Source organism: Vibrio sp. SCSIO 43086 (assembly GCF_051132235.1).
In the GTDB taxonomy this organism is placed as follows: Bacteria; Pseudomonadota; Gammaproteobacteria; order Enterobacterales; family Vibrionaceae; genus Vibrio; species Vibrio diabolicus.
Genome location: NZ_CP072677.1, coordinates 2,965,828 through 2,990,764 on the forward strand (window position 1 = coordinate 2,965,828; position 24,937 = coordinate 2,990,764).

Sequence of the window (24,937 nt, forward strand, 5' to 3'; positions counted from 1 at the left end):
AATTTCTTGCAGTTTCCTAACTTAAGGGCAAAAACCTAAGTTGTTACTGTCCGGTTAACCCTGGCTCACCACGGTAAATCACACGGTCATTACCACGATGAATACCAAAGGTTACTACGGATGATGGGTTTTCTTCGGAGCCATCATTGTCCCAATCATATTTGAGCCAAGGGAGGTTGTTACCACTAGGGTCGAGATTAAGCCAAACTTCAGCTTGTTGACGTCCACAGTCTGCGCGCTCTTGCTTAGCAATAAGTTCACGCATGGCACCATCGTTAACCGTCGTTCTGACGCCTTCAAGTAAAATGTCGCAGTCGGAGCCATCATCAGGCCAAACTGGCTCCTGGCTTTTTAGAGTTGGGGACACTGTTGTCCCGTTATCCTTACTGTTTAAAACGAATCGGTTATCTCTCCAATACTCCACTCTAAGGGGGATATTAACAGATTTACCCTGATTCACTCCCACATCATCCAGAGCTATGCGACCAAACCTGACATCAGGTTGCGATAGTAGCTGTTGCGAAACCATTCTCTCTTTAGTGTTATTTGGTCCTTCTTTTAAGAACCGCGTAGGGTCAACATATCCAGATACTTTCGAGCCATCATTATTAAGTGAAAGCGCAATAGACGTTTTGGTGGAACTATCTTTGTCTGCCGGTAGTTTTGAATTAAATGGACCATCGGGACTCAGCAAAGATAAATCTTTACGCCAATAAACTGAGTTATCCCAAGTTTTGCTCCACACAGCTCCCGACCAGTTATCACTCGTCAAATCGGAATCCAAAATGCTAAGTCTATCTGAGTAACCACCAGCTAAATACAAATCTGCTTTCAAAGACTCGGCAAAATCACCATAGTTTTGAGTTGCATAACCTTCAGCGTTGTATGCCGTAACTTCAAACTTAACCGATTCAAAATTCTGCCCCATATATACAGAGTCATTCTGATAATCAGGATAGGTCCACTCCGTCCCCGTGACTTTAAAGTGATCTGGATAGAAGCGACCGACCGTCAGCTTGCCATCTTTGATTTTGAACGCGTTACTACCAAGATAGAGTGATTTATCCAATTCATCGCCATTTTCATCTTTAGCTACTGGCGCTTTAGCTATGAACTCAAAAGCACCAACTTCTGAAACAGATTGAGCAAACGTCACACTGCCACTAGACCATTGACTTGATTCTGGTAGTTTTTCATTCAGAAGTTTGGCTAGCGCCCCATTGGACGGATACTTAACGCTGTTGCTGATTACAATAGTCTCTTCTTGGTAGTTTTTCGCTACAGAGTCATCATCTTGATAAGCGGTAATGGTCATATCAAACTCTTCACCCGCAGCAACAAATCCATTGTAACAACCTATACCACTGTTGTTACAAGTGCCATCTTGAGTAGTACTAGTTGCAATTACTTTCAGGTAAGCCGGGAAGCTAACAAAGTTGTTTTCACCCTTGGAGTCATCGTCGCCCTGAAGCTGTGCACGAAGCCTAACTTTACCTGCCTCTGGGTAACGTAGATTAAAGGAAGCTTTACCATCGTTATCAAAGTAAACGTTATTTACATCCACATTAAAACCTGGGTTGATAGAAACTTCATTACTAAAAGCACCAGATTGCTGTTTGAATGCCACATAAACCGGAACATCCACGACAGGGTTTATGGGATCAACGTGTTCCATCGACAACGTAATGTTACGAGTCTCCCCGGTATCACCGGCTTGTTTTGTGCTCGTCGCCCCACAAAAATCTAAATATGGAAGCGTACTATAATCAGAATTCAGTTGACTCTCTCTGTCCAAGAAAGGTCTACCCGCGATTTTATCTGGCGTGTTGACACCCAATGCAGCTGAGTTAAACGTAATCTTGCAGTTGTCTTCCGTTAACTCCCCCGAAATAAGGCATCGCGAGCCAGTAAACCCAAGTTGTATTATCGAATCGTTCTCGATTTTAGCGATACCCAACTTGGCGGAGCCCGATTGATGAGCACGTAATTTCAACGCAACGGAATCAGAGAAGGTTACACTGTCGCCATCTTCCCAAGAGACCGTAGAAGACGATACAGGAAGTAGTGATACCGTTACCGGATCAATACTTGAACCTGACGTGCCACCCGTTATCGAAGATGGGTAAGTCTCAGAACACGATTCATTCATACAAGCTCTTAATATCACATCAGAAGCCTGACAAATACTGCCAGTCTTTGCATATTCGAATTCAAAGTGATGAATACCGTTAGTGATTTTTTGATATTTGTCCGCACAGACTTGGAAGTTATCAACCGCATGCGTGTTCGTGTCCCAACCCGTTGAAGCCGTCACTGATAGACGAAAGTTCTCTGGAATATAGTTAAAACCACCTTTTTCCAAAACGTTAAACTCTTCGATAACAGGATCCCATCCGCCATTTTTTCCGACTTTTCGAAATACAGCCAGCGTTATCGTATCGGCATCGGCGTTACGCGAATTTAAAACTACTTTATAACGATGCAGTTTCTCTTTACCTTTTCGATTATCCAATGAGCTGCTGTATTTTTTGCCAGTGATATACGGATAACCTTTCAACCACTTACCATTCGCATCTTTGACGCCCTGTCCACGCACCCCAACATTATCAGCAACACTATTTGAAACGATTTTCTCGCTCCCTTCACGAATGTAGTTACCAAACTCATCAATACCAATACCTAGCCAACCACCAGCAAAGCCTTCTACATCTTTGGTGACTTCAGGGTAGTGATTCTTTAGAAGCTTCATCCCGTAACCAAGCGGACCACCAAATGCCCCGGTTTGAGGAGGGACACTCGCATCAGAAATCACCAGCGCAACACCGTCAGCACCATTCCCACCATATGCATCGTGATCAAACTCAATCTCTAAATAGTTCTGATCTGAAGGAAAAATATAGTTATACGCAGAGGCTGTTGCCTGCTCTGGTTTATTTGAGTTTAAGATGAAACGTCCACCAGAAATATGGGGCTCGTCACTGGTACCAAAGCCCATCACCGACCAGTTTGATAGTGAGCCTGAATTGAAATTTTCTTCTGGTAATGGTGTACATTGCTGCGTTGGTGGAATTTCAGGCACTAATTCAGGACAAAGAGAAGTAACAGTTTCTATAGGACATGCACCTGTTTGAGGTGGCTGGCAATCAGGATCATCAACACCACAATAAATGGCATTGGCATTGTCGTTGACGTCGTAATCGTCAGATTGCGAGTTGACAGAACCACAAACCGTTGAACCTTTAACTGTGGCTTTTCCGTAAGAATAAATTGCATTATCAAGCGCATAAATCCCCTGCCCTTGATGAATTTTAGAACTATTAAGCGATACTTCACTGCCTTGTGATATAACCTGACCACAGACTAAAGAGTTTTTAATATCTACTTTATGATGGGCTAAAATATTTCCGTGTATTTGGTTATGGCTCTCGAGGATCACCTCATTACCTTCACTAGTTACATCTCCAGTAACTTTCGTTTGCTTTAACGTAACTTTGCTTCGCGCCCAAATATCACCTTGTATTTCATTTTTATTTGATTCTGTCTTTACTTCACCGCCTTGACTTGTAACTTTCCCCTCGACAACTGTCTTCTTCAACGTGATATCACCATGCGCTATAACATCACCATGAATCCTGTTACCATTGCTCTCCGTTTTAATTTGTCCACCCGTACTCGTAACATTACCATTCACTGTTACTTTCGAGAGAGTTACGTCTTTAGCCCCCTCAACACTGCCATTAATGACATTCCTGTTACCTTTTATCTCAATACCATCAGAGTAACTGGTAATATTGCCTTGTACTTCGGCATCTTCAAGGTGCACCTTTCCGTGGGATACGTAGATTAAACCGTGAACCTTAATATCGTTCTTGAGTTCAACTGCACCGAAAGACTCCACACGCCCAAAAATTTCAATGTCATTTTGACCTTTGAAATCGCTGTTCTTGGATAGGATATTGATCGAGTGCTCACTGCTTCCTAAAGTATTTTTTCCTTTAAGTTCAACACCATCATAAACATGAATGTTGATATCACGGTAAGCGTTGACTGACTGGCCTACATTCATTGTAAGACCATTGGGACAAATATAGTTGCCGAAATCATAATAATACCCACCACAGAAGCTCCCTCTGGCTTTCATTTTCCCCTGACTAATCGACCAATATGGAGTCATATCATTTGGAACAGCAGAAAAACTTTCAGAAGAAAACAAACTGATGAATAAAGCAGTAATTATTATTCTTTTCATATTCTACTCCCTAACCCAAACTTCTTGCTGACGCTGTACTTGAGACAGCCCAGAACCACAAATGGCTGTTGCTTGCACTCTAAATAAAGACTGTGCCTCTGAGGTTCCCTCATTCAGAACCCCCAACTTCAAACAACTCATCTTATTAATCCTACATGCCGTATTCTGTGTAACATTAGGGGTTGCACCGCTGACCTCATTCAAACAAATATCTGCGATATCAGGGTCATCATCGTTAAGCGGGTACAACTGTGTCAGTGCCCATTCGTTGGCAGATTGAGCGACAAACCAGGCTTTTGTGCCTAAAAACTCCCGGGTTAGTCCACTTTGATTTGACCAACTGATTCTCATAAGAGAGACGGCTAAATAACCCATCACGATAATGACAAAAAGCACCACGATGAGAACATTACCTTGCTGATTTTGTTTACGGAACATTGAGCACCTGCACGTCATGTTGGTAAGCACTTTCTTCTCCGTTCTGCTCTAATACTAAATCCATATGGACAATACCACCTGATTGAAGTGTACGAAGCTGAAACTCAAAGGCTGTAGAGCTAACGTTGGCAGAAATGGTTTCCACATTAATCATATCTTCATGATGGGTAACTGATATATTGCCCCGTTCAATGACGTTCTTTTGTTCATTCCAACAGTAACGAACACCAAAGTTGGGGTTGAACAAATAAAAGCGAGAGCCAACAGAATCGCTACTGAATGAGCTCGCGCCACTAATTGTAAAGACACCAGTTACACTGGATTTTTCTTCTCCCCCAACATCCATATCACTCGTAGAGTTATAAAAATCATCAAAGTAGGAGGGATTTATAATCATTCTTAAATCATCAGGAACTTTATCGTAAACGGTGCGATCTGCTTTTACATTCCCAACGAGAAATTCAATATTGTCTACGCCTTGTCTACTATAAAATCCAGCTAGTGAGGTAGGAAAAAAAGAAAGACAACGGCCTCCCTGTGTAACCTCAAAACTATTCGGCACCGCATGACGAATCTCTCTGGACATTTTTTCTATCACAAACTGCGCTTGAGTTTGCAGCCTTTGCCGCGCAATACTGTCAGAGTACCCTTGGACACCAAGACGTAAATAAGCTGCGATGCCGAGCATAATAATGCTGCCTATGACGATGGTGACGATCATCTCTATCAAGGTAAAACCACGTACTTTCATTAGTAGTTCCCTTTGATAGCAGAAAGTTTAAATGATTGCGCTTGTCCCGCATAAATGGTCATAGTGACTAGTTTATAATCGGAAATGTCAGTTGAAGCTAAGCCATTTTCCTCAACATAGTTCACATCGACTTCTACACGAAAGTTTTTGTAGTCACTTTCAATCGACGCTCCAAGAACATTACTCAGCTTGTACTGTAGCGTAGAATTGCAACTAGCCTGTGTACCTTGCGTATACCAGCAGCCAATATAGTCATCGACATCATTAAAGCTTGAAATAGTGCTCTCTTCTGCTCCCAAGTCCTCACTTAACGTGCAGGTTGCCTGTGAGGTGCCAGCATCACCTTCTCCACAACGAACCAGCCCTCCATCAAAGTTACTGTTGTCGTCAAAACCACGCGCAAGGATTTGTGACATAAAGCTTTGTGCTAAAGCAGAGGCGCGGGTTTGATAATGAGGAATGGCGGAATCTCGAACTTGAGGGACAAGAAAAGAAGTAAACGCCACCATCGCAATACCCATTAAAACAATTGCGATAATCATTTCTATTAAAGTCATGCCACTAGATTTCTTCATGAGCATGTACCTTTTGAAACATAACCTTGAGTATTAATTTCAACTTGGCAGCGGCTTCGACCATGTTTATCTTCAATCAGGATTGAAACTCCACCACTCGCAGAATTTATAGGATTACCCAACAAATTAAACTCGATTGGATTAGTTACGGCATTGGTCAGTGAAAACTTTGCGGATTTATCAATAACTACGTCACTACGAGCATCTTGTGCACTGCCTGTTAATGCACAGGCAGCAACCGAGCCAACACATGAGCTAGAAACTTGTAAACGAAAATTGTTGTCAGGACTTGCAACATTCGACTGCATACGATTCACTTGTACTTGGCGAATCACAGAAATCACGCGTTCTTGTAATGCATATGCAGAAAAGCTGCCTGAGCCCACAAAACGGCTGGCTGCAAAAAGTGAAAGGATAGAGAGGAGCACAATCACGAGGATTAACTCCATTAACGTGAACCCTAATGCAGAGCTGCGAATTTTCATAACCCAACCTTAGGCTTAGAACAAGCAAGATAAGTATACGATGAAATTATGAGATTAATGATAGGTTTATAATTTTTCGATTCGAAGTGTGAACAGACGAACAAATAACCAATATCTAGTTATTTTGCCCTTTTGAACGACCAATCTCTTCTTCAATTCGATCGTAGGTTTCTTTATTGCTTAACGTTTCAGAAACATGCTCTGCGGTTTGCTTGGTTTGCTCCCACTTTGCTTCATAAATTTCTGGTTCAAAGTTTACGTATCGAGGTAATACGATATACCCAACTATGGCGATAAAACTAAGTATTACTACAAGTTCAATACGGGATAAGCCCTTTACTATTCTCACTTAAGCACGCCTTAGAAAGGGGCCATTATGACCCCTTTAAAATCAAACAAACCACTATTATTTAGTACAAGAAGTTGATATCTCTGTTTTAGCAGGAATTAGCGCACCATCTGCATCATAGTATGATTCAGAGTACTTAACACACTCAGCAGCTTTATCCTCAGATGCATAAGTAATTGTACCTGCAGTACCATTTTTCTTATCTTTTGCGTCTGTACGCTCTGTTTCTGAAATAAGAACCCAATCTTCGTCTAATCCTTGTACTGCCTTACCCAAACCATTTTCGTCAGCCGTTGGGTAACCTAGGTAGATCGTAATATCCTCTACTTTCGTACCTTCAGCAGTCAAAGATTCTTTACCTTCTACAGCAGCTTTACCATAAGTAATGCCTGCTGCACCATCAATGGCACCTTTAAGGCCTTGGTTTGCAGCTTTACGCGCATCATCTTGCAGGTTAAGGAAACGTGGTGCTGCAGTTACCGCTAGAATACCTAGGATTACAATTACCACTACCAATTCGATAAGGGTGAAACCACCTTGTCTTTTCATTGTTTACTCTCTCTATGTAAGCATGCAGTACAACTGCAAAGTTTCGTTTAGGTCACGCGACCATTTTGGATAATGTCAAAACGGTTTGGGGCAGCAACGTTCACTAAAACTGACCGTGAAGTGGATACTGTATCTACCGCTTGAGCAGAATGACGATTCGCCATTATTCAGTTCATGCTGCAATGAGAAAAACACATTATTGTTTACCCTCTATTACAACGTCTTACTTATGGTAATGATTGCATTATATCAACTTTCATTACCAATTATAGTGATTAGGTGTCAAAAAATTCACTCCGCCGACATTTCGACGTCTATTTTCAGTTGATTAGCTTTTGAAATAACTACAATCGACTGACCATTTTCATAAGTATAGTGGCAGACATAATGATCAGTTTTGATGGCTCCACTGATATCTATTAACTTATTGGTCATTATTTTACGTTGTGGATAATGCACTGCTAGCCAATAACCACAATCTAAAACACCTTGTTGAGTAAAGGGAGATACTAGCCCGCCCTCAGTCATCGTGAGATTAAAACCATCCATCAGCATATGTTCTGGCTCGCCTTTTACGAGCCAAGCTTGACGATAACGCTGAACACTATCTTGCATCCAAACTCTCGCCAACTTCGCTCCGGTCACTTGCGCCTGCTCGGTAACAGGACGTAATTTGACCGCCAAGCCAACAGCAATGATGGTAGCAATTACCCCAAAAACGATTAGCGTCGCTCGACTTTGATTTTCAACCACCTATTAGCCGCCTTTGATGATGTCTAGCATTCCCCACATTGGCAGGAAGATACCCAGTGCTAGCACCATGACCATGCCGGCGACAATCACCAAAAGTAGCGGTTCTATTCTTGCGGTTAGTGTTTTTAGATCGTAATCAACTTCTCTATCGTAAAAATCCGACACTTCCAGCAGCAGCTCATCAATACGACCGGTTTCTTCCCCTACTGCAATCATCTGAATCACCAAAGGGGTAAAGATTTTACTGTTGATAGCAGTCACTGAGATGGTGCTACCCGCTTCAATCGCGGATTTCATCTCAAGAATTCGATTTTCTAAAAAGCGGTTCCCCAGGGCTTCCCCGGCTAAAGCTAAAGACTGGTTAAGTGGAACGCCTGATTTCAGCATCAACGAGAAGGTTCTAGCAAAACGGGAAAGCTGCGCGCGATTAACGATATCGCCCACAATTGGAAGCCGGAGGCGAAATTTATCAAACTTCTCCCGCCCATCTGCTGTCGCCACCCAAGCTCTGAAAACCGCAAACGCACCAATCATTGCCACAATCAGCAATACCCAATAATTAACAAAGAAATTAGAAGTAGCGATCAAAATACGCGTCGGCAATGGCAGCTCTACACCAAAGCGCGTGAACATGGAAGCAAACTCAGGGATCACCAAGATGTTCAATATAAACATGGCGATGGTAATAAAGATAATGACAAACGTCGGATAACGCATCGCCGCTTTGATGCGTTTACGAGTCTCGAGTTCCTGCTCGTAGTAATTCGCCAGTTGCAATAGCGCTTGATCGAGTCGACCCGTATTCTCACCTACGTTGATCATAGAAACGAACAGTGGGCTGAATACTTTGCTGTGTTGCTGCATCGCAGAAGACAAACCTCGGCCATTACTCAGTTCAGAAACGACATCTTCCAGTGCCTCTTTGAGCTGTTTGTTTTCACAATTTTGCAGCAGGCCACGCATAGAACGCAGCAACGGTACTCCCGCTTTAGTTAAGCTAAACAACTGGCGAGAGAAAAGAATGATCACTTCCAATGGAATGGCTGGCACAAATAGCTTAGACAAGCTCATTTGGCTTTTTGCCGACTCTTTCTCTAACCGCACATTGAGCGGGATGATCCCTTTATTCATCAACGCTTCCGCTGCAGCTTCTGAGTTCACTGCCTCGATTTTGCCGTTAGTGGATGAGCCGTCTAAAGTACGACCTTGATAACGAAAAGTTGGCATTCACTTACCTATATGAAAATGGGATCAGTCTTACCAGAAGCGTCACCCTCACCTAGGGTCATCACTTCATCCAAACTGACGGTGCCTTGTAGCGCCAGTTCCATTGCAGAAGCAAGCAGTGGCTTATAGTTTTCTGAGCGACGCGCGGCTTGGGCAAAGCCAACCGCATCATTGGCGCGCAATTTATCCATCATTTCTTGCTCAAGTTCGAGCATTTCAAACACACCAATTCGGCCTCGATAGCCAGTCAAGTTACAGTTTTGACAGCCTGCACCTTTATAAAAAGTGGTGCCCACTTGGTTTGGAAAACGCCCAGCTAACCACTGTTGGCGTGACTCGTCTAGATGGTCTTCTGTTTTGCAATCTGGACAAACACGGCGAACAAGACGCTGCGCCACCACTGCTCTGACCGCACTGGCAACCAAGTAACCCGGTGCGCCCATATCGATCATGCGTAAGGCACTGTCAACCGCGTCGTTAGTGTGAAGAGTGCTCAATACTAAGTGACCCGTTAGTGCAGCTCGCAGACCAATTTCTACCGTCTCTTGGTCACGCATCTCACCAACAAGAATGATGTCTGGGTCTTGACGCAAAAAGGTTCGAAGCACACGCGAGAAAGTCAGATCGATCTTACTGTTTACCTGTACCTGAGTGATACGAGGCAGGCGATATTCAACCGGGTCCTCTGCTGTAATGATCTTTTTCCCAGGTTCGTTGAGCTCACTTAATGCGCCGTAAAGCGTGGTGGTTTTACCTGAACCTGTCGGCCCCGTCACCAAGATCATGCCGTGCGGACGAGCCAACTGTCGACGTAAACGAGCAAGCAAATCTGGCGGCAAACCTGACTCTTCTAATGGACGCAAACCAGCAGACTGGTTAAGCAGACGCATTACCACAGACTCCCCGTATTGCGTTGGTAGCGTCGACATACGAATATCGATTGATTGACCACGCACTTTGATATTGAATCGGCCATCTTGTGGCAAGCGCTTCTCAGAGATGTCTAGGTGCGCCATCAACTTCAATCGAAGAACCAAAGCCGATGCAATATTCACTTCATTCAGGATGGTTTCATGCAGTACACCATCAATACGCTGACGTAAGCGCAAAATCTGATCGTCTGGCTCAATATGAATATCCGATGCCCCGACTTGTACCGCATCTTCAAACATGGAATTAACCAGCTTTACAACGGTAACTTCCTCACTGTCGGTTCCATCAATACCGTAATCGAAGCTTTGCTCGTCTTTATGCTCTTCATGCAACTGTTCCGCGAAAGAAGCGATCTCTTTAGTGCGGCGATAATAGCGGTCAAAGCTTGAAATGAGTTGGCGCTCTGAAGCCACAATGAACTCAAGGTTGTATTCACCTAGCAAATTCATCAGTGACTCTTGGATGAACAAATCTGCAGGGTCACTCATAGCAACGCGCAACGTGTCCCCATTTCGAGCAACGACCATCGCACGTAAGCGACGTGCGTGTACCTCAGGTAGAATCTGTACCGCTTCCGCATCCACAGGGGCACGACCAAGATCGATCAATGGCAAACCAAGTTGTTGGGACAAGAAGTCCAACATTTGCTTCTCAGTAATAAAGCCGAGATCAATTAACGCATCGCCTAGCTTCTGCCCGGTACTACGTTGTGCGTTTAGTGCTTGCTGGATTTGTTCTTCAGAGACGATGCCTTCTTCAACCAGAAGATCGCCTAAGCGTTTTCTCAACTGAATTTTCATTGTGCATTCTCCAGCTGTTTCAAGATGCTCAAACGGTCACGAATAAACGCTTGCGATTGATTCGAAATGCCAACTTTACCCAGAGCTTGGTTGTAAGAGTTGATCGCGGCGGTAAACGTCAGCGCGCGCTCTTGTTGAATCGCTAAACCTAACCACCAGCGCGCATTTTCCGGCTCACGTTGAGTAAGGAGTTGATAACTCTCAAGCGCAATATCATTCTGCTTGTGTTTTTGTGCCAATGCCGCACGCATCGCCAAGTAATCTCGACTTGGTATTGGAGGCAAATGCACAAGCGGACTCAGCGCCGCTTCAGGTTGATTAGCTTTCACTAACAACTTAGACAAGGCCAAACGAAGTACTTGGTTGTTCGTGTCAAGGTTGATCCCTTCTTGGATAATCTCATACGCTTTACGCGTGTCGCCTTTGCCAAAGTACAACGCCGATAATTTTTGACGCGTGTCTGCATTCATTGGCTCATAACGTAACGCCTCAGCATAAGCCGACAACGCCGTTTGCATATCGTTAGCATCCAGTGCTTTTTCCGCTCGGCTAACCGCTTTAAGAGATAACTGGCGGTGCGTCAGCTCAACCTGCTCAATACGCATTGAACTGTTTTCTGCTGTTGTGCGGGTTACGTGATTAGATTGCTCATCGCTTGGCATCGTTGCCACTTGCGCGAGTAGCACTGCATCTTCAGAGACCGTATTTACCTCCGCTCTTGGCGTGAACCTATCGGTCTCTGGCATATGAAGCTGTTGTTGCGCAGCCAGTTGTGTCACTGGCTTCGTGTAAACCACATGGGCTGTCTCGGGCGTCATTTTACTCGTTGGCGAATGAGTACGCTCTGATGATGTGATTGACGAAGCATTCACTGACGACAATAGCATGGTTTCTGTTTGAGCAGATGAAAGCTCGCCTGAAGGGATAGGACCGCGAGAGACCGCCCAGCCGCCCACCGCAAGGCTTAACGAGAAACCGGCAACGAGCCAAAGCCAAGGTTTACTGCGTGAAACGTTGGGAATGTCCGCACGAGTAAGCTCTGACGGTGATGTTTTTTCAGCGAGTTCTGATAATGCTTTATTGATGGCACTCAAGGTTGACTCCATCCCCAAAATACGGGTGTTTTAAACTTAGGTTTACGGGCATCAAACGTATCGTGCATAGCTGCGTAAACGTGATGATTTTTTAATAGTGTGCAACGATCATTAAATGCCGCAAGCAACGACTTGTGGCTAATTTGGTTGATCAAACGTGGAATCCCCATGGATGAACGCCAAATAGCTTTTTTCTGCTCAATAGAAAAAATGTGCGCTCCATTGCCTGCCTTGTCTAAACGATTATTGATGTAAGCCACGCCTTCATCGATAGAAAGAGGACGCAGCTGACAACTAAACGTAATACGTTGACGAAACTGCCTTAGCTCGTGGCTGGCTAACCGCTCATCCAACTCAGGTTGTCCGAATAACACCAGTTGAATGAGTTTATCTTGTTCCGTTTCTAGGTTACCGAACAGACGCAATGTTTCTAAAGCTTGTGGAGAAAGAGCTTGCGCTTCATCGACGATCAAGACGGTTTTCTTTCCCGCAGAATGCACTTGAATCAGGTGTTCTTGAATGAGAGAAACAATACGTAGCGGGTCATCGTTCTCGATGCCTAACTCTCTGGCGACAGCAAACTGCAACTGCTCTCCATTCAAAACTGGATTAGGTAAGTAAATCAGCTCGACTTCAAATTCAATCTGCTCAATTAACTTACGACACACCATGGTTTTTCCGGTGCCGACTTCTCCCGTCACCTTAATCACCCCTTCTCCCATTTGCACAGCGGCTAAAATGGTTTGGATCGCCTCATAGTGAGGGACTAACCCCAAGAACATTTCTGTGTTTGGGGTTAACGAAAAAGGCTGAACTCGAAATCCAAAATGTGACAAGTACATACTCGAATCACAAACTCATTGAAAAACGGAACCTTTCCCCGCGCTTATTGCGCATCTGGGAACCACTCTTGCAGCAGATCACGAGAGCGCTCTAGCTCTTTCTGCCAAGAGTTCACACCAACTACGGTCGGTTTTAGCAAGATGACCAATTCTGTTTTCTCAGTCACGTTATTTACGTTGCGGAACAAATGCCCCAATGCGGGCACATCACCCAAGAACGGGACTTTAGAAACAAGCTCACGATTTTGCTGTTTCATCAAACCGCCGATAACCACAACATCGCCATCTTTAGCACGAATAACCGAGTCTGATTCACGAATAGAGCTTTTTGCCAATGGCAATTGGATGTTTTGGAACTCACCGCCCAAGTTCAATTTCTTCACTTCTTCCGAGACTTCAATAACCGCAGGGTGAACATGGAGGAACACATTGCCTTTGTTATCAATTTGCGGAGTCACATCGAGAGAGATACCTGAGAAAAATGGTGTCAATTCCACTTCTGGAACGGCATTTGAGTTTTCACCGTTGCCTGCATTGCTCGATAACTCGGTAACAAAATACTCATCGGTACCCACTTTGATGACCGACTTTTGGTTGTTGGCTGCGGTAATACGAGGGCTCGAAAGAACGTTCAAGTCACCTTGCGTAGACATAAAACTCAACACAGCATTGAAGTTGCCATCAGAGATAGTCACGTTGGTTTGGCCGCCCAATAGCGTGCCAATCGCATCCAACGGTGGTAATGCCGACGCTGGGCGGTTCACGACGACACTACCCGAGTTACCAATTGACGCCGATAAGTTCGACCAGTTGATGCCTTGTTGGTAGCCATCATTCAACGTCACTTCTAGAATTTTAGCTTCAAGAATGACCTGACGCTGCATGCGCTCCTGCGATACACCTAAGAACTCACGGACTTCTCGAATATCATCTGGAAACGCTCGAACCGTAATCACTCCTGCTTGAGGTGTTACGACAACGCTTTGTCCTTTGCCTGAACCAATTAGATTCGCAACGGCTTGCTGCAGCATCGGCCAGAAGTCACTTTCAGTGATGGTTTCGATGCGCGTACCGCCCGTAGAAGTCGTCGAGCTATCGCCGCTGTTACTTCCATTGTCAGAGTCTGATGAGTCAGAACTGTCTGAGCTACCGCCAGAATTAGACGTACCAGCCGAGGTCACTGAGCCCGTGACAATGCTCGTCAATGATCGACCAGAGCGTTTGAACTGGAGGTAATCAACAGGAATGGTTACCGTACGCATACCAGCAGGGTAGATTTGAATAACTTTGCCAGACTTCACCACATCATAGCCATACATGTTCTGTACAACGCTCAGGACTTCATCCAACGTAACATCTGACAAGTTGACGGTGATATTACCTTGTACCGCTGGATGAATCGCCACGCTGTACTCAGTGCCTTTGACTAGCGAGGCAAAAAAGCTTCGTGCATCGACCGCATTCGCTTGAATACGGAAACGCTTCGAGGTGCCTTGCTCTGAAGCAACATTCGAGTCTAAGTTAGGCATCAGGTCCGCTTCGACAGAAGAAGGAATTTCTTCTAACGTGCGGCTGTTCGCTTGATTGATAGATTCATTGAGCGCTTCTTTGACTTCCACTGGGTCACGGTGACCCATTGAACATCCCATTAAAGAAGCAATCGTTATTCCTACAACTAATTTGCGCATATCTGATCAGGCTCTGGTTATTATTTTTTTACGTTTAAACCAAAAAGCTCTAGGTCCCACTGACGGTTACCACGCTTTAAAGTTACAAATTCACTATTAATGCTCGCGACGCGATAACCCTTAAATAGCTCGCCTTTTTCAACAAGCTTGTTATCCATAATCGCGACACAAGCAGTACTTGGCTTACACACAATACTGTTGAGCGTAGGCAGTCGGTACTGTTTTGCTTTTGGTTTCGCTGACGTTTCAACCGCAGGCTTTTCCCAGCCAAGTGGTGCCGTTGGATCTTGGTTCGCCCAAGCGGTTCCTGCCGCAGCCATGACAAGCAATGAGATGATGAGTTTTTTAACCACCAATAAACTCCTCTCGAGATCCTAGTGTGTAGACTTCCAACACAAGCTTCGCTTTCGGGTACTCTTCAACTTTGTAACTAAAGCTGCGCCAATAATAACTGGCAGGAAGGCTCTCCAACTTATTTAGATAATTGGCAATAGAAAAGTAGTCGCCAGTCAGCTCCATGCGTACAGGGTGCACGTAGTAACCAGAGTATTGCGATGCTTCTTTATCTTCCGTAATTGGCTCAGATGGCAAAGTTTGCAAAGACAAAAGGTGAATGCCACTTTGCTGCTCTAATACATTTTCCAGCAGCTCAGCCATTTGCGAAGGTGTAATAAGGTGTTCGATGATCTCCGCTAGCTGCATCGAAAGGTGCTGACTTTCTGTTAGCAGGTTAGATATCGCGCGATCAATCTCAGCGTTTGGATCTTTCTTCAGCTGCGCTTGAATACGTAGCGTGTCGATTTCAATCTTTTGATTGGCTTGCTTTAAATTGCTTAGTTGCCTCTCATTACTGATGATCTCGTTAAGCTTTGGTTCCAGTACCAGCGTAAAAAGCAACATGGTCACGACAACTAAACCACACAGCGCGATAAGCAATTTTTCACGCGCGCTCATTTCGCCAAAGCGCTCTTCTAATGAGAGCCAGAATTCGTTCATTTCTCTTTATCCTCGCGCGTTTTTAGCTCAAACGTCACAATATCCTTATCATTTCGGCCAATTTTGACGTCGTCAAATGTCCGGCCAACCAAGCTAATCTCAGTTTTAAATTGGTTAACCCAACTTGGTACTGAGCTCGGCTTTTTCGCCAGTCCCTTCAGATCTAAGGTATAGTTATTGATTCGAATTTCGGACAAAGAAATTTCTTGGTTTCCTAGCTTAGCTAATGATTGCATCACGCCAGAGTAACCCGTGCGCTGCGAGTCATCGTATTTCCCGACGGCTTTAAGCGAGTCTCGCTTCGCCTTGACTTCACGCTCTAAGCGGGCTTTAGCTGCCAGCTTATTATTGTCGGGTTGATGCTTACGTAGCTTGACTTGATAGCGTTCAAGCTCTGACTTCATGATATCGCCTTTGCTTTTTACAATAGCAATTTCATCTTCTAAACCACTGCTCTGCCAAGTCACATAGCCGTAAGAGAGTAGAATGGCCGCAGCCGCGACACCCCAAGATAACGCGATATTTCTTAGTGTCAGGAGCTCTTTTTTCGGCTTTAAGTAATCAGGGTATAAGTTAACGCGTCGAGTATTAGAAGCCGCAGCAGCATCTGCTAAAACGTGTCCTGATAGCTCATGTTCTGGTGGTAATAACAGAGAGACTTTAGTGCTTAAACGGTAGTTCAGAGACTGAACAAGCTCACTCTCATCCTCCTCATCACAACACACTTTCAATTGATGCAGCTGCACATGGCGCAACTGAGAAGAAAGATAATCAATCGAACGTTGCAGTTCTAACGAGAGGCTATCCATCTGTAACTCGCTAGACGGAACACCCGTTAACGGTGGCGTCACACTGCGAATCGAACGATGGAACGCGATAGTATTTTCGACAAAAGCGCTAATACGGAAGTGACCACGCACACTGCGTTGTAATAATAGGAAGTTACCTAGTTCACCTGCGGTCTCTCCCCAAATGTCGTCTTCAGGAAGAATAGCTTCTAATGGCAACTGGGCGCGACTGGCCAGTAACACGATCTTATCCAACATTTTTCGTGATAAGACGTAAGCTTGCACTTTGGTTGAATTGGGTAACTCGACCGCATCGGCAATGATGTCAACGGCGCGCTCAGAGATCAGTTCTTTCAACAAAAACGGTAATGCTGCAGGCCATTCTTGGCGCGGCATGACAGGTTTGTCGATTTGATACATCTGATAATAGTTATGAGAAAGGACAACCGTTAGAGAATCATACGCACTCGCAGCAACGCTCAATGCTTGCTCTACGGCTTTCTCCCAATTGGATTCAGAAATATCAAATTGGTATGGGCGACCACTTTTTATTGAAGATGATAAATAAACGGCGTCTGGCTGAATAACCAAAAAGCAGGAACGACCACCACCAGATGATCGTTTGAGCTTGTCGAGTAGTGCTTTGAAATCCATGATTATTATCTTTATTTTTTACGCCAGCGATTTCGTCTTCCCAATTTCACTTGGGATTCTGATTGAGAACTTGGCAATGCTTGTGGACGAGGAAGAAACTGCTGCTCTGCAGAGAAGTAGCGCCCTTGCCCACCATAAACCCCGAGCTCAATTAACGTGTTGAGCTCGTTTTGATTCTCAATTCCCACTGCTATGATTTTAGTTTTACTGTTTGCCGCGGCACCTAGCATGCTGCGGACAAATAGCTGGTTCTCATGTCGCTGGTCGATTTTTGCTACTAAACTGCGATGAAGTTTAAGGTAACGAATATCCACTTCTTTTAAATAGTGAGTGCTGACGATGGTTCGTCCAGCCTGCCCAACCATTAAGTGGCACCCTAAACCGGCCAGCATTTTAGCGACTGGTCGCATAAAGTCTAAGTGTCTTACAAATTGTGCTTCAACAAACTCAAAACTGAGACACTTTCTCTGTTCACGTGACAACTGTAAGAGTTCATCACGAAACCATTTAAAGTACTCTCGGTTAGAAAAAGGCGTTACATTCAAATTGAGCGCATACTCTCTCGAGTTATCAAAATTATCCTTAAACTCTCTTAAGAATTTATTAATAACAGACTTATCCATTTGCGCTTCATAACCAACCTGTCTGATCGCAGAAATAAACCGAGACGCTTTAACAATGCCATTCTCAGGATCGCGAATCCGACATGTTAACTCTTCATATAATGATTTTTTATGCGTCGCGTCACTTATTGGGTGCACAGATTGTGCGTAGAGTATCACACTTTCTGGTGTAAGTGCTGTGTCAAATAACGTTCTCCACCTCACACTTCCGCGAGCTTCTTCATCGTGGTTCCATTTTTTGAAGCGACTCCAATTATTGTTATTTTGTAGTTGCGCACTACGCAAAGCTGTCTCTGCCTCATCGATGATTTGGCTGTGTCGCTCACCCTCTTTATAAGTAGTGATGCCTATATGGCACCAGTTGTCTGGGTCGAGTGGCTCTGGCGGAATTAATTTTTCTAACTGGCGAATGCATTGTGATGCCAAATTAGCCACATCTTTGGCACTTTGATGCGGCAGAAATAACGCAAAATCAGCATCGTAATAACGAGAAAACACAACATCAGGGTATCGCTGAACTAAGTTGGATAATAAACTCCCAACTTCAACAATAAACTCATCCGTAATTTGCTTATCTTGCTCTTCTTCAACCAGTTTCCAGTCTTGAATACGTACTAGCAGAACGGCGCCGCGAGCCCCACTTTCTAGTAACGCCGATTCCAGTTTGCTATCAAATAGCACTCGATTGGCGGTACCTGTTAACTTATCAAGGAAGGTTTGAGTTCGAATAAAGGTATCAAATCGGCTTCGCTCTTGACGCGCATCTTGTAACTCTTCAATTAATACATCGAGCGCTTCACTGGCAGTATAAGGCCATTCTTTTTTGTCACCTTTTGCATACTGCTCTACCCGACCAGCAAGGATCATCCTGCCTCGCTCTTCGAGCATTTCAGAGCCTTCTAATTGCTCCTTAAGCCACGCAACACCGCGCATTAAACAGAAGATGATCAGGATAACGGCAAGCGTGATCGACCAAAGCGCCTGCATTGAGTAGCTGTAACCTAAGTAAGGCGGGATCGCTTTAAAATGAATCGTGTAATCTTGATTGTGAGTCAGTTGGTATTCTGTCTCAAACAAGACTGACGCTTCCATTTGATGAGAAGTATCTTTGAAGCGATAAACAACCGCATTGTTGGTCGACAATGTCATTTCGACAATATTGGAAGCCTGCAGCATTTTCGGCATCCAGCGCTGCATAGAATAAGCAGCGTCAGGATCTTCCATCTCCTTGTCGACCACCTCTACGATCCCTTCTAAATAATGGGTGAGATATTCCTGCCCAAGACGTTTAAAAGAGAGGGTGCCACCGACAAACAAGATAAACATGGCGCAGATGACGATCATGGTGACAAAAGCCACCAGCCGTGTGCTTAACTTAAGAGTTGGGGTATACCTCATGAATACCAAATTCCTTTTTTATTCATCATATACCTTATTGAAATATTTATACTTGATAAGAGTTCATCAAACAATCGGATTCGTCTGATAGTGAGAGGCTGGAGCATAAAGAACATCACACTCATTGATAAGTTTTATTGTTACGCCTAACCTTGCTGAGATAAGCCTTTGAGATCATTAGATAGCGACAATAAAAAAGACCGCGATATTCGCGGCCTTTTCGATTCAAGCATAAGCAGAATTTAGAACGGGATATCGTCGTCAAAATCCATTGGTGGCTCATTGTACTGCTGCTGTGGTTGCTGCGGAGCCTGCTGTTGTTGCTGTTGCTGAGGCGCATTGTACTGCTGCTGAGCTGGTTGTTGAGGCTGACCCCATCCACCTTGCTGCTGCTGTTGACCGCCCATTGGTGCGCCGCCACCTTGACCACGACCGCCAAGCATTTGCATCACGCCGTTGAAGCCTTGAACAACGACTTCAGTTGAGTAGCGATCTTGACCGCTTTGGTCTTGCCATTTACGAGTTTGCAGTTGGCCTTCAATGTATACTTGAGAACCTTTACGCAAGTACTCACCTGCTACTTCCGCAAGTTTGCCGAACAACACAACACGGTGCCATTCCGTTTTTTCGCGCTGTTCGCCAGTCGCTTTATCACGCCATGAATCAGAAGTCGCAATAGTAATGTTTGCTACTGCACCGCCGTTCGGCATGTAACGAATTTCAGGGTCGTTACCTAGATTCCCCACCAAAATAACTTTGTTAATTCCACGGCTGGCCATGATGTGCTCCGTTTCACTCTGGATATATAAAATTTTAGCGCATTAGAATAGCACGCTTTAATGTTTTGATTAAAGTCTAATACCATTGTGATCTAATGAGTCACCTACTAGAACCCAAATCGCATTTCAACTTACGCCTGTAGCATTTTTGATTCGCGTTGCAGACATCGTTTCGTGAAGCTTTGAATTCGAACGCATTTATTCAGTAAAGCTATGGTTATAACCTCTCTTTAATGCCAACTTATGGCCTTTATTGAACGCTGGGAGAATTGAACACGTGAGAAAGTCGGCTTACGCAAGAAAGCTATTTCTGATCAGTATGGAAGATAATGCGCAAAAAAAGGTGGCAGCACTCGAAAAGTACATTGATATGAGCATCCCGGTGATTTCGACCGAAGCACTCATGGAAGCTAAGCCACAGCATCGTAATAAAATCCTACTGATCGACTTCAGTGAACATAAATCACTCGTTCAATCGATCAAAAACTTACCGCTGGTATGGAAGAACTTTGAAACCGTTGTGTTCAATGTCCCTAAAAGGCTGACCACGGATGAGCTGCTTTCATTTGGTCAATTAAAGGGGCTGTTCTATTCCGAAGATACGCTAGAGCAAATTGGAGAAGGATTAAAAGGCATTGTTAACGGTCAAAACTGGCTGCCGCGTAATGTAACCAGTCAACTTTTACACTATTACCGTAACGTCATTAACACTCATACTGCCCCAGCCACGGTAGACCTAACCATTCGCGAGCTGCAAGTACTGCGTTGCTTGCAAGCTGGCGCCTCAAACAGTCAAATGGCCGAGGAATTATTTGTCAGTGAATTCACCATCAAATCGCACTTGTATCAGATATTCAAAAAGCTATCAGTGAAGAATCGCGTTCAGGCAATCGCGTGGGCAGATCAAAACTTAATGTCATGATGCGATGCCGCGACTCTTATGACTAAAATGACGAGTCGCTCATCTTTTTTCCGCACTGAGTCTCACACTTTTTCCTACTTTATTCATGATTCATTGACGACTCTCGTGTTAAAGTTATGCGCAGATTCTTGATAATAACGAGATAGGATATTCCCCCAATGATTAAAAAATGTCTGTTCCCTGCTGCAGGCTATGGCACTCGCTTCTTACCGGCAACGAAATCTATGCCAAAAGAGATGATGCCAGTCGTGAATAAACCGCTTATTGAATACGGCGTTGAAGAAGCAATTCAAGCTGGTATGAACGGCATGTGTATTGTGACAGGTCGTGGCAAACACTCTATCATGGACCACTTTGATAAGAACTACGAACTAGAACACCAGATTAGCGGTACCAATAAAGAAGAGCTATTGGTAGATATCCGTGAAATCATTGAATCTGCAAACTTCACTTACATCCGTCAACGCGAGATGAAAGGCTTAGGCCACGCGATTCTGACCGGGCGTGAACTGGTGGGTGACGAACCATTTGCCGTCGTTCTTGCTGATGACCTTTGTGTCAACGAAGAAGAAGGCGTGCTAGCTCAAATGGTGGCGCTATTTAAACAGTTCCGTTGTTCTATCGTTGCCGTACAAGAAGTCCCAGAAGATGAGACTCACAAATACGGCGTTATCTCTGGTGAAATGATCAAAGATGACATCTACCGCGTAGACGACATGGTAGAAAAACCTGAGAAAGGCACGGCACCAAGCAACCTTGCGATCATTGGTCGCTACATTCTGACCCCTGATATTTTCGAACTGATTGAAAACACAGAGCCAGGTAAAGGTGGTGAAATTCAAATCACTGACGCGCTACTTAAACAAGCAAAAGCGGGCTGTGTCTTGGCTTATAAATTCAAAGGCAAACGCTTTGACTGTGGTAGTGTTGAAGGTTACATCGAAGCAACCAACTACTGTTTTGAAAACCTTTATCTAAAAGATGAAAAAGCCTCTGAGTTAGGTAAACACGCAACACAAAAAGCGGTATAAAGCATCGTCGTAGTACGAAATTATTATTTCTAAAGCCCGGCATTATGTTGGGCTTTTATTTTTACTGTTTTTTTATCCAGTTATTTTCTTTGCACATTTCTCACACTATGTAATACTTGCCCCACTTGGTTATACATAGAGCAAAAACGATGGATAAAATAGAAGTTCGCGGTGCCCGAACCCATAACCTCAAAGACATTAATCTTACAATCCCTCGCGATAAACTGATTGTCATTACTGGACTAAGTGGCTCCGGTAAATCCTCTCTCGCTTTCGATACATTGTATGCAGAAGGCCAACGACGCTACGTAGAGTCTCTCTCTGCCTACGCTCGTCAGTTTTTGTCTCTGATGGAAAAACCCGATGTCGACCATATTGAAGGGTTATCACCTGCGATTTCTATTGAACAGAAGTCTACTTCTCATAACCCGCGTTCAACCGTCGGTACAATTACCGAAGTGTACGACTACTTACGTCTGTTGTATGCTCGTGTGGGTGAACCCCGCTGTCCAACGCACCATGCCCCTCTTGCCGCACAAACCATCAGTCAAATGGTGGACAAAGTTCTAGAGATGCCAGAAGGCAGCAAAATGATGCTGTTGGCACCCATTGTCAAAGAGCGTAAAGGTGAGCATGTTAAAACGCTTGAGAACCTGGCAGCTCAGGGCTTTATTCGTGCGCGTATTGATGGAGAGACATGCGATCTATCTGATCCTCCAACGCTAGAGCTACATAAAAAGCACACCATTGAAGTCGTGGTCGACCGCTTTAAAGTTCGTCCCGATCTGCAACAGCGCTTAGCGGAATCTTTCGAGACCACGCTCGAGTTATCAGGCGGAATTGCGGTTGTCGCGCCAATGGATGGAGACGGTGACGAGATTATTTTCTCCGCCAACTTCGCTTGTCCACAATGTGGTTACAGCATGCAAGAGTTAGAGCCGCGACTTTTCTCATTCAACAACCCTGCTGGTGCATGTGGCACTTGTGATGGTTTGGGTGTGCAGCAATACTTCGATCCAAGCCGAGTAATTCAAGATGATTCATTAAGCTTGGCACAAGGTGCGATTCGCGGTTGGGATCAAAAGAACTATTACTACTTCCAAATGCTCACCTCATTGGCTGATCATTATGGTTTTGATCTCCATGCACCTTTTAATTCTCTGCCAAAGAAAACGCAAGATGTCATTCTAAAGGGCTCAGGTCGTACTGAGATTGAGTTTAAATACATCAACGATCGTGGCGATATTCGCGTTAAACGCCATCCATTCGAAGGTATTCTGAATACCCTAGAACGTCGCTATCGTGATACAGAATCCAACTCTGTCCGTGAAGAGCTTGCGAAGTACATCTCCACTAAATCTTGTTCAAGCTGTGGCGGTACTCGTCTACGCCTTGAAGCACGTAACGTGTTTATTGCTGATACGACGCTACCTGAGATTGTTGAACTCAGCATTGCTGATGCATTGGAATTCTTCCATTCCTTGAAACTGGAAGGTCAACGAGCCCAAATCGCTGAAAAAGTGATGAAGGAAATCAACGATCGCCTGCAGTTCTTGGTTAACGTTGGTTTGAACTATCTGAACCTTTCTCGCAGCGCCGAAACGCTCTCTGGTGGTGAAGCACAACGTATTCGTTTAGCAAGCCAAATTGGGGCGGGTCTTGTTGGTGTGATGTATGTTCTGGACGAGCCGTCGATTGGTCTCCACCAGCGTGATAATGAACGCTTATTAAAAACGCTCACTCATTTGCGCGATTTGGGTAATACCGTACTCGTGGTAGAACACGATGAAGATGCTATTCGCTGTGCGGATCATGTCATAGATATCGGTCCTGGCGCTGGCGTACACGGTGGTAATGTTGTCGCGGAAGGCACCATGGAAGAGATAATCGCAAATCCGAATTCTCTGACAGGTCAGTACTTAAGTGGCGCTAAAGAAATCGCAGTGCCGAAAGATCGCACGCCGCGTGATCCGAAAAAAACGGTTGAGCTCTTAGGCGCAACAGGTAATAACCTTAAGAACGTTAATCTTTCAATTCCTGTTGGGTTATTCAGCTGTATTACAGGGGTATCTGGTTCAGGTAAATCAACGCTGATTAATGATACTTTCTTTAAAATTGCTCATACCCAACTTAACGGGGCGACAACGGCTCAGCCTTCACCTTATAAGTCGATTAAAGGTTTAGAGCACTTCGATAAAGTTATCGATATCGATCAAAGCCCAATTGGTCGTACACCTCGCTCTAACCCAGCGACCTATACGGGAATCTTTACCCCAATCCGTGAACTGTTTGCAGGCACACAAGAGTCGCGTTCTCGCGGTTACAAGCCGGGCCGTTTTAGTTTTAACGTACGCGGTGGTCGTTGTGAGGCCTGTCAGGGTGATGGTGTCATTAAAGTTGAAATGCATTTCCTACCAGACGTTTATGTGCCATGTGATGTATGTAAAGGTAAGCGCTACAACCGTGAAACACTTGAAGTACGTTACAAAGGCAAAACCATTGATGAAGTGCTAGAAATGACGGTCGAAGACGCCCGAACGTTCTTTGAACCCGTACCTGCTATAGCACGTAAGCTACAGACTCTAATGGATGTTGGCTTGTCTTACATTCGCCTAGGTCAAGCGGCAACGACACTCTCCGGTGGTGAAGCACAGCGTGTGAAACTAGCGAGAGAGCTATCCAAGCGTGATACGGGAAAAACCTTGTACATTTTGGATGAACCAACAACCGGCCTGCACTTCCATGATATCCAGCAGTTGCTCACTGTATTGCACAGACTTCGCGACCACGGAAATACTGTCGTGGTGATCGAACATAACCTGGACGTCATTAAGACTGCGGACTGGATTATCGATCTAGGGCCTGAAGGGGGACAGGGTGGCGGCGAGATAATCGCTCAAGGCACACCTGAAGATGTGTCGCAAATCGAGGGGTCGCACACAGCTCACTTCCTTAAGCCTATGTTGAAGTAGAAAAAACAGGTAAAGTACCGAGACCAGCAAGTGCTGGTCTT

The 24,937-nt window shown here is 44.6% G+C and carries 21 protein-coding genes; 3 read left to right on the top strand and 18 right to left on the bottom strand.

Annotation, left to right across the window (positions count from 1 at the left end; translation table 11 throughout):
• Positions 1 to 43: 43 nt before the first annotated feature.
• From J8Z23_RS14090 to J8Z23_RS14175, 18 genes are all read right to left on the bottom strand, one after another.
• A complete protein-coding gene (locus J8Z23_RS14090) occupies positions 44 to 4,249 on the bottom strand; it encodes a DUF6701 domain-containing protein (RefSeq protein WP_301659991.1) in 4,206 nt (1,401 codons plus the stop codon).
• A 3-nt stretch (positions 4,250 to 4,252) separates the two neighbouring features.
• A complete protein-coding gene (locus J8Z23_RS14095; protein WP_005396273.1) occupies positions 4,253 to 4,687 on the bottom strand; it encodes a hypothetical protein in 435 nt (144 codons plus the stop codon).
• Positions 4,677 to 5,438 (bottom strand): PilW family protein, encoded by a 762-nt coding sequence (locus J8Z23_RS14100; protein WP_104969840.1) that lies wholly within the window; start codon positions 5,436 to 5,438, stop codon positions 4,677 to 4,679. Before J8Z23_RS14100 ends, J8Z23_RS14095 begins: the two co-directional genes overlap by 11 nt.
• Positions 5,438 to 6,013 (bottom strand): prepilin-type N-terminal cleavage/methylation domain-containing protein, encoded by a 576-nt coding sequence (locus J8Z23_RS14105; RefSeq protein ID WP_104969841.1) that lies wholly within the window; start codon positions 6,011 to 6,013, stop codon positions 5,438 to 5,440. The genes J8Z23_RS14100 and J8Z23_RS14105 overlap by 1 nt, the downstream gene beginning before the upstream one ends.
• Positions 6,010 to 6,498: a type II secretion system protein gene (locus J8Z23_RS14110; protein WP_237285293.1), complete on the bottom strand. Its 489-nt coding sequence runs from the start codon at positions 6,496 to 6,498 to the stop codon at positions 6,010 to 6,012. The genes J8Z23_RS14105 and J8Z23_RS14110 overlap by 4 nt, the downstream gene beginning before the upstream one ends.
• Positions 6,499 to 6,613: 115 nt before the next feature.
• Positions 6,614 to 6,847, bottom strand: a complete 234-nt coding sequence (locus J8Z23_RS14115; protein ID WP_258615637.1) for an MSHA biogenesis protein MshA — start codon at positions 6,845 to 6,847, stop codon at positions 6,614 to 6,616.
• Positions 6,848 to 6,904: 57 nt separating this feature from the next.
• Entirely contained in the window at positions 6,905 to 7,396 is a 492-nt protein-coding gene (locus J8Z23_RS14120; RefSeq protein ID WP_193448059.1) for a type II secretion system protein, read from the bottom strand.
• A gap of 291 nt (positions 7,397 to 7,687) precedes the next feature.
• Positions 7,688 to 8,149, bottom strand: a complete 462-nt coding sequence (locus J8Z23_RS14125) for an MSHA biogenesis protein MshF (RefSeq protein ID WP_434634002.1) — start codon at positions 8,147 to 8,149, stop codon at positions 7,688 to 7,690.
• Between the two features lie 3 nt (positions 8,150 to 8,152).
• Complete coding sequence (locus J8Z23_RS14130; protein ID WP_048626840.1) at positions 8,153 to 9,376, bottom strand: type II secretion system F family protein; 1,224 nt, start codon at positions 9,374 to 9,376, stop codon at positions 8,153 to 8,155.
• A gap of 8 nt (positions 9,377 to 9,384) precedes the next feature.
• A complete protein-coding gene (locus tag J8Z23_RS14135) occupies positions 9,385 to 11,109 on the bottom strand; it encodes a GspE/PulE family protein (protein ID WP_005397401.1) in 1,725 nt (574 codons plus the stop codon).
• Positions 11,106 to 12,203, bottom strand: a complete 1,098-nt coding sequence (locus J8Z23_RS14140) for a tetratricopeptide repeat protein (protein WP_434634007.1) — start codon at positions 12,201 to 12,203, stop codon at positions 11,106 to 11,108. Before J8Z23_RS14140 ends, J8Z23_RS14135 begins: the two co-directional genes overlap by 4 nt.
• On the bottom strand, positions 12,200 to 13,045 hold the full coding sequence (locus tag J8Z23_RS14145; protein WP_301610992.1) for an ExeA family protein: 846 nt from the start codon (positions 13,043 to 13,045) through the stop codon (positions 12,200 to 12,202). The genes J8Z23_RS14140 and J8Z23_RS14145 overlap by 4 nt, the downstream gene beginning before the upstream one ends.
• A 44-nt stretch (positions 13,046 to 13,089) precedes the next feature.
• Positions 13,090 to 14,733, bottom strand: a complete 1,644-nt coding sequence (mshL, locus tag J8Z23_RS14150) for a pilus (MSHA type) biogenesis protein MshL (protein ID WP_046873589.1) — start codon at positions 14,731 to 14,733, stop codon at positions 13,090 to 13,092.
• Positions 14,734 to 14,753: 20 nt separating this feature from the next.
• A complete protein-coding gene (locus J8Z23_RS14155; protein WP_046873588.1) occupies positions 14,754 to 15,086 on the bottom strand; it encodes a hypothetical protein in 333 nt (110 codons plus the stop codon).
• Positions 15,079 to 15,729, bottom strand: coding sequence for a type II secretion system protein M (locus J8Z23_RS14160; RefSeq protein WP_301659987.1), 651 nt, complete (start codon positions 15,727 to 15,729; stop codon positions 15,079 to 15,081). Before J8Z23_RS14160 ends, J8Z23_RS14155 begins: the two co-directional genes overlap by 8 nt.
• The gene (locus J8Z23_RS14165; RefSeq protein ID WP_301659986.1) at positions 15,726 to 17,171 is read right to left on the bottom strand and encodes an MSHA biogenesis protein MshI; all 1,446 of its coding nucleotides are present in this window, start codon (positions 17,169 to 17,171) and stop codon (positions 15,726 to 15,728) included. Before J8Z23_RS14165 ends, J8Z23_RS14160 begins: the two co-directional genes overlap by 4 nt.
• An 11-nt stretch (positions 17,172 to 17,182) precedes the next feature.
• Complete coding sequence (gene csrD, locus J8Z23_RS14170) at positions 17,183 to 19,192, bottom strand: RNase E specificity factor CsrD (RefSeq protein WP_253645177.1); 2,010 nt, start codon at positions 19,190 to 19,192, stop codon at positions 17,183 to 17,185.
• Between the two features lie 242 nt (positions 19,193 to 19,434).
• Positions 19,435 to 19,971 carry a single-stranded DNA-binding protein gene (locus tag J8Z23_RS14175; protein WP_012841367.1) on the bottom strand — a complete coding sequence of 179 codons (537 nt, stop codon included), beginning with the start codon at positions 19,969 to 19,971 and terminating at the stop codon, positions 19,435 to 19,437.
• A gap of 277 nt (positions 19,972 to 20,248) precedes the next feature.
• Between J8Z23_RS14175 and J8Z23_RS14180 the strand changes: the two genes are divergently transcribed.
• From J8Z23_RS14180 to uvrA, 3 genes are all read left to right on the top strand, one after another.
• A complete protein-coding gene (locus tag J8Z23_RS14180; RefSeq protein WP_005397417.1) occupies positions 20,249 to 20,893 on the top strand; it encodes a LuxR C-terminal-related transcriptional regulator in 645 nt (214 codons plus the stop codon).
• 158 nt (positions 20,894 to 21,051) lie between these two features.
• The gene (gene galU, locus J8Z23_RS14185) at positions 21,052 to 21,924 is read left to right on the top strand and encodes a UTP--glucose-1-phosphate uridylyltransferase GalU (RefSeq protein ID WP_005397418.1); all 873 of its coding nucleotides are present in this window, start codon (positions 21,052 to 21,054) and stop codon (positions 21,922 to 21,924) included.
• A gap of 149 nt (positions 21,925 to 22,073) precedes the next feature.
• Entirely contained in the window at positions 22,074 to 24,896 is a 2,823-nt protein-coding gene (gene uvrA, locus J8Z23_RS14190) for an excinuclease ABC subunit UvrA (protein WP_301659984.1), read from the top strand.
• The last annotated feature ends 41 nt before the right edge of the window (positions 24,897 to 24,937 follow it).

Bases quoted from the DNA above. Each gene is read 5' to 3' on its own strand.
- J8Z23_RS14110 (WP_237285293.1), bottom strand. From the start codon at position 6,498: ATGAAAATTCGCAGCTCTGCATTAGGGTTCACGTTAATGGAGTTAATC.
- J8Z23_RS14135 (WP_005397401.1), bottom strand. From the start codon at position 11,109: ATGAAAATTCAGTTGAGAAAACGCTTAGGCGATCTTCTGGTTGAAGAA.
- J8Z23_RS14175 (WP_012841367.1), bottom strand. From the start codon at position 19,971: ATGGCCAGCCGTGGAATTAACAAAGTTATTTTGGTGGGGAATCTAGGT.
- mshL (WP_046873589.1), bottom strand. From the start codon at position 14,733: ATGCGCAAATTAGTTGTAGGAATAACGATTGCTTCTTTAATGGGATGT.
- J8Z23_RS14145 (WP_301610992.1), bottom strand. From the start codon at position 13,045: ATGTACTTGTCACATTTTGGATTTCGAGTTCAGCCTTTTTCGTTAACC.
- J8Z23_RS14160 (WP_301659987.1), bottom strand. From the start codon at position 15,729: ATGAACGAATTCTGGCTCTCATTAGAAGAGCGCTTTGGCGAAATGAGC.
- J8Z23_RS14090 (WP_301659991.1), bottom strand. From the start codon at position 4,249: ATGAAAAGAATAATAATTACTGCTTTATTCATCAGTTTGTTTTCTTCT.
- csrD (WP_253645177.1), bottom strand. From the start codon at position 19,192: ATGAGGTATACCCCAACTCTTAAGTTAAGCACACGGCTGGTGGCTTTT.
- J8Z23_RS14095 (WP_005396273.1), bottom strand. From the start codon at position 4,687: ATGTTCCGTAAACAAAATCAGCAAGGTAATGTTCTCATCGTGGTGCTT.
- J8Z23_RS14130 (WP_048626840.1), bottom strand. From the start codon at position 9,376: ATGCCAACTTTTCGTTATCAAGGTCGTACTTTAGACGGCTCATCCACT.
- uvrA (WP_301659984.1), top strand. From the start codon at position 22,074: ATGGATAAAATAGAAGTTCGCGGTGCCCGAACCCATAACCTCAAAGAC.
- galU (WP_005397418.1), top strand. From the start codon at position 21,052: ATGATTAAAAAATGTCTGTTCCCTGCTGCAGGCTATGGCACTCGCTTC.
- J8Z23_RS14120 (WP_193448059.1), bottom strand. From the start codon at position 7,396: ATGAAAAGACAAGGTGGTTTCACCCTTATCGAATTGGTAGTGGTAATT.
- J8Z23_RS14100 (WP_104969840.1), bottom strand. From the start codon at position 5,438: ATGAAAGTACGTGGTTTTACCTTGATAGAGATGATCGTCACCATCGTC.
- J8Z23_RS14165 (WP_301659986.1), bottom strand. From the start codon at position 17,171: ATGGATTTCAAAGCACTACTCGACAAGCTCAAACGATCATCTGGTGGT.
- J8Z23_RS14105 (WP_104969841.1), bottom strand. From the start codon at position 6,013: ATGAAGAAATCTAGTGGCATGACTTTAATAGAAATGATTATCGCAATT.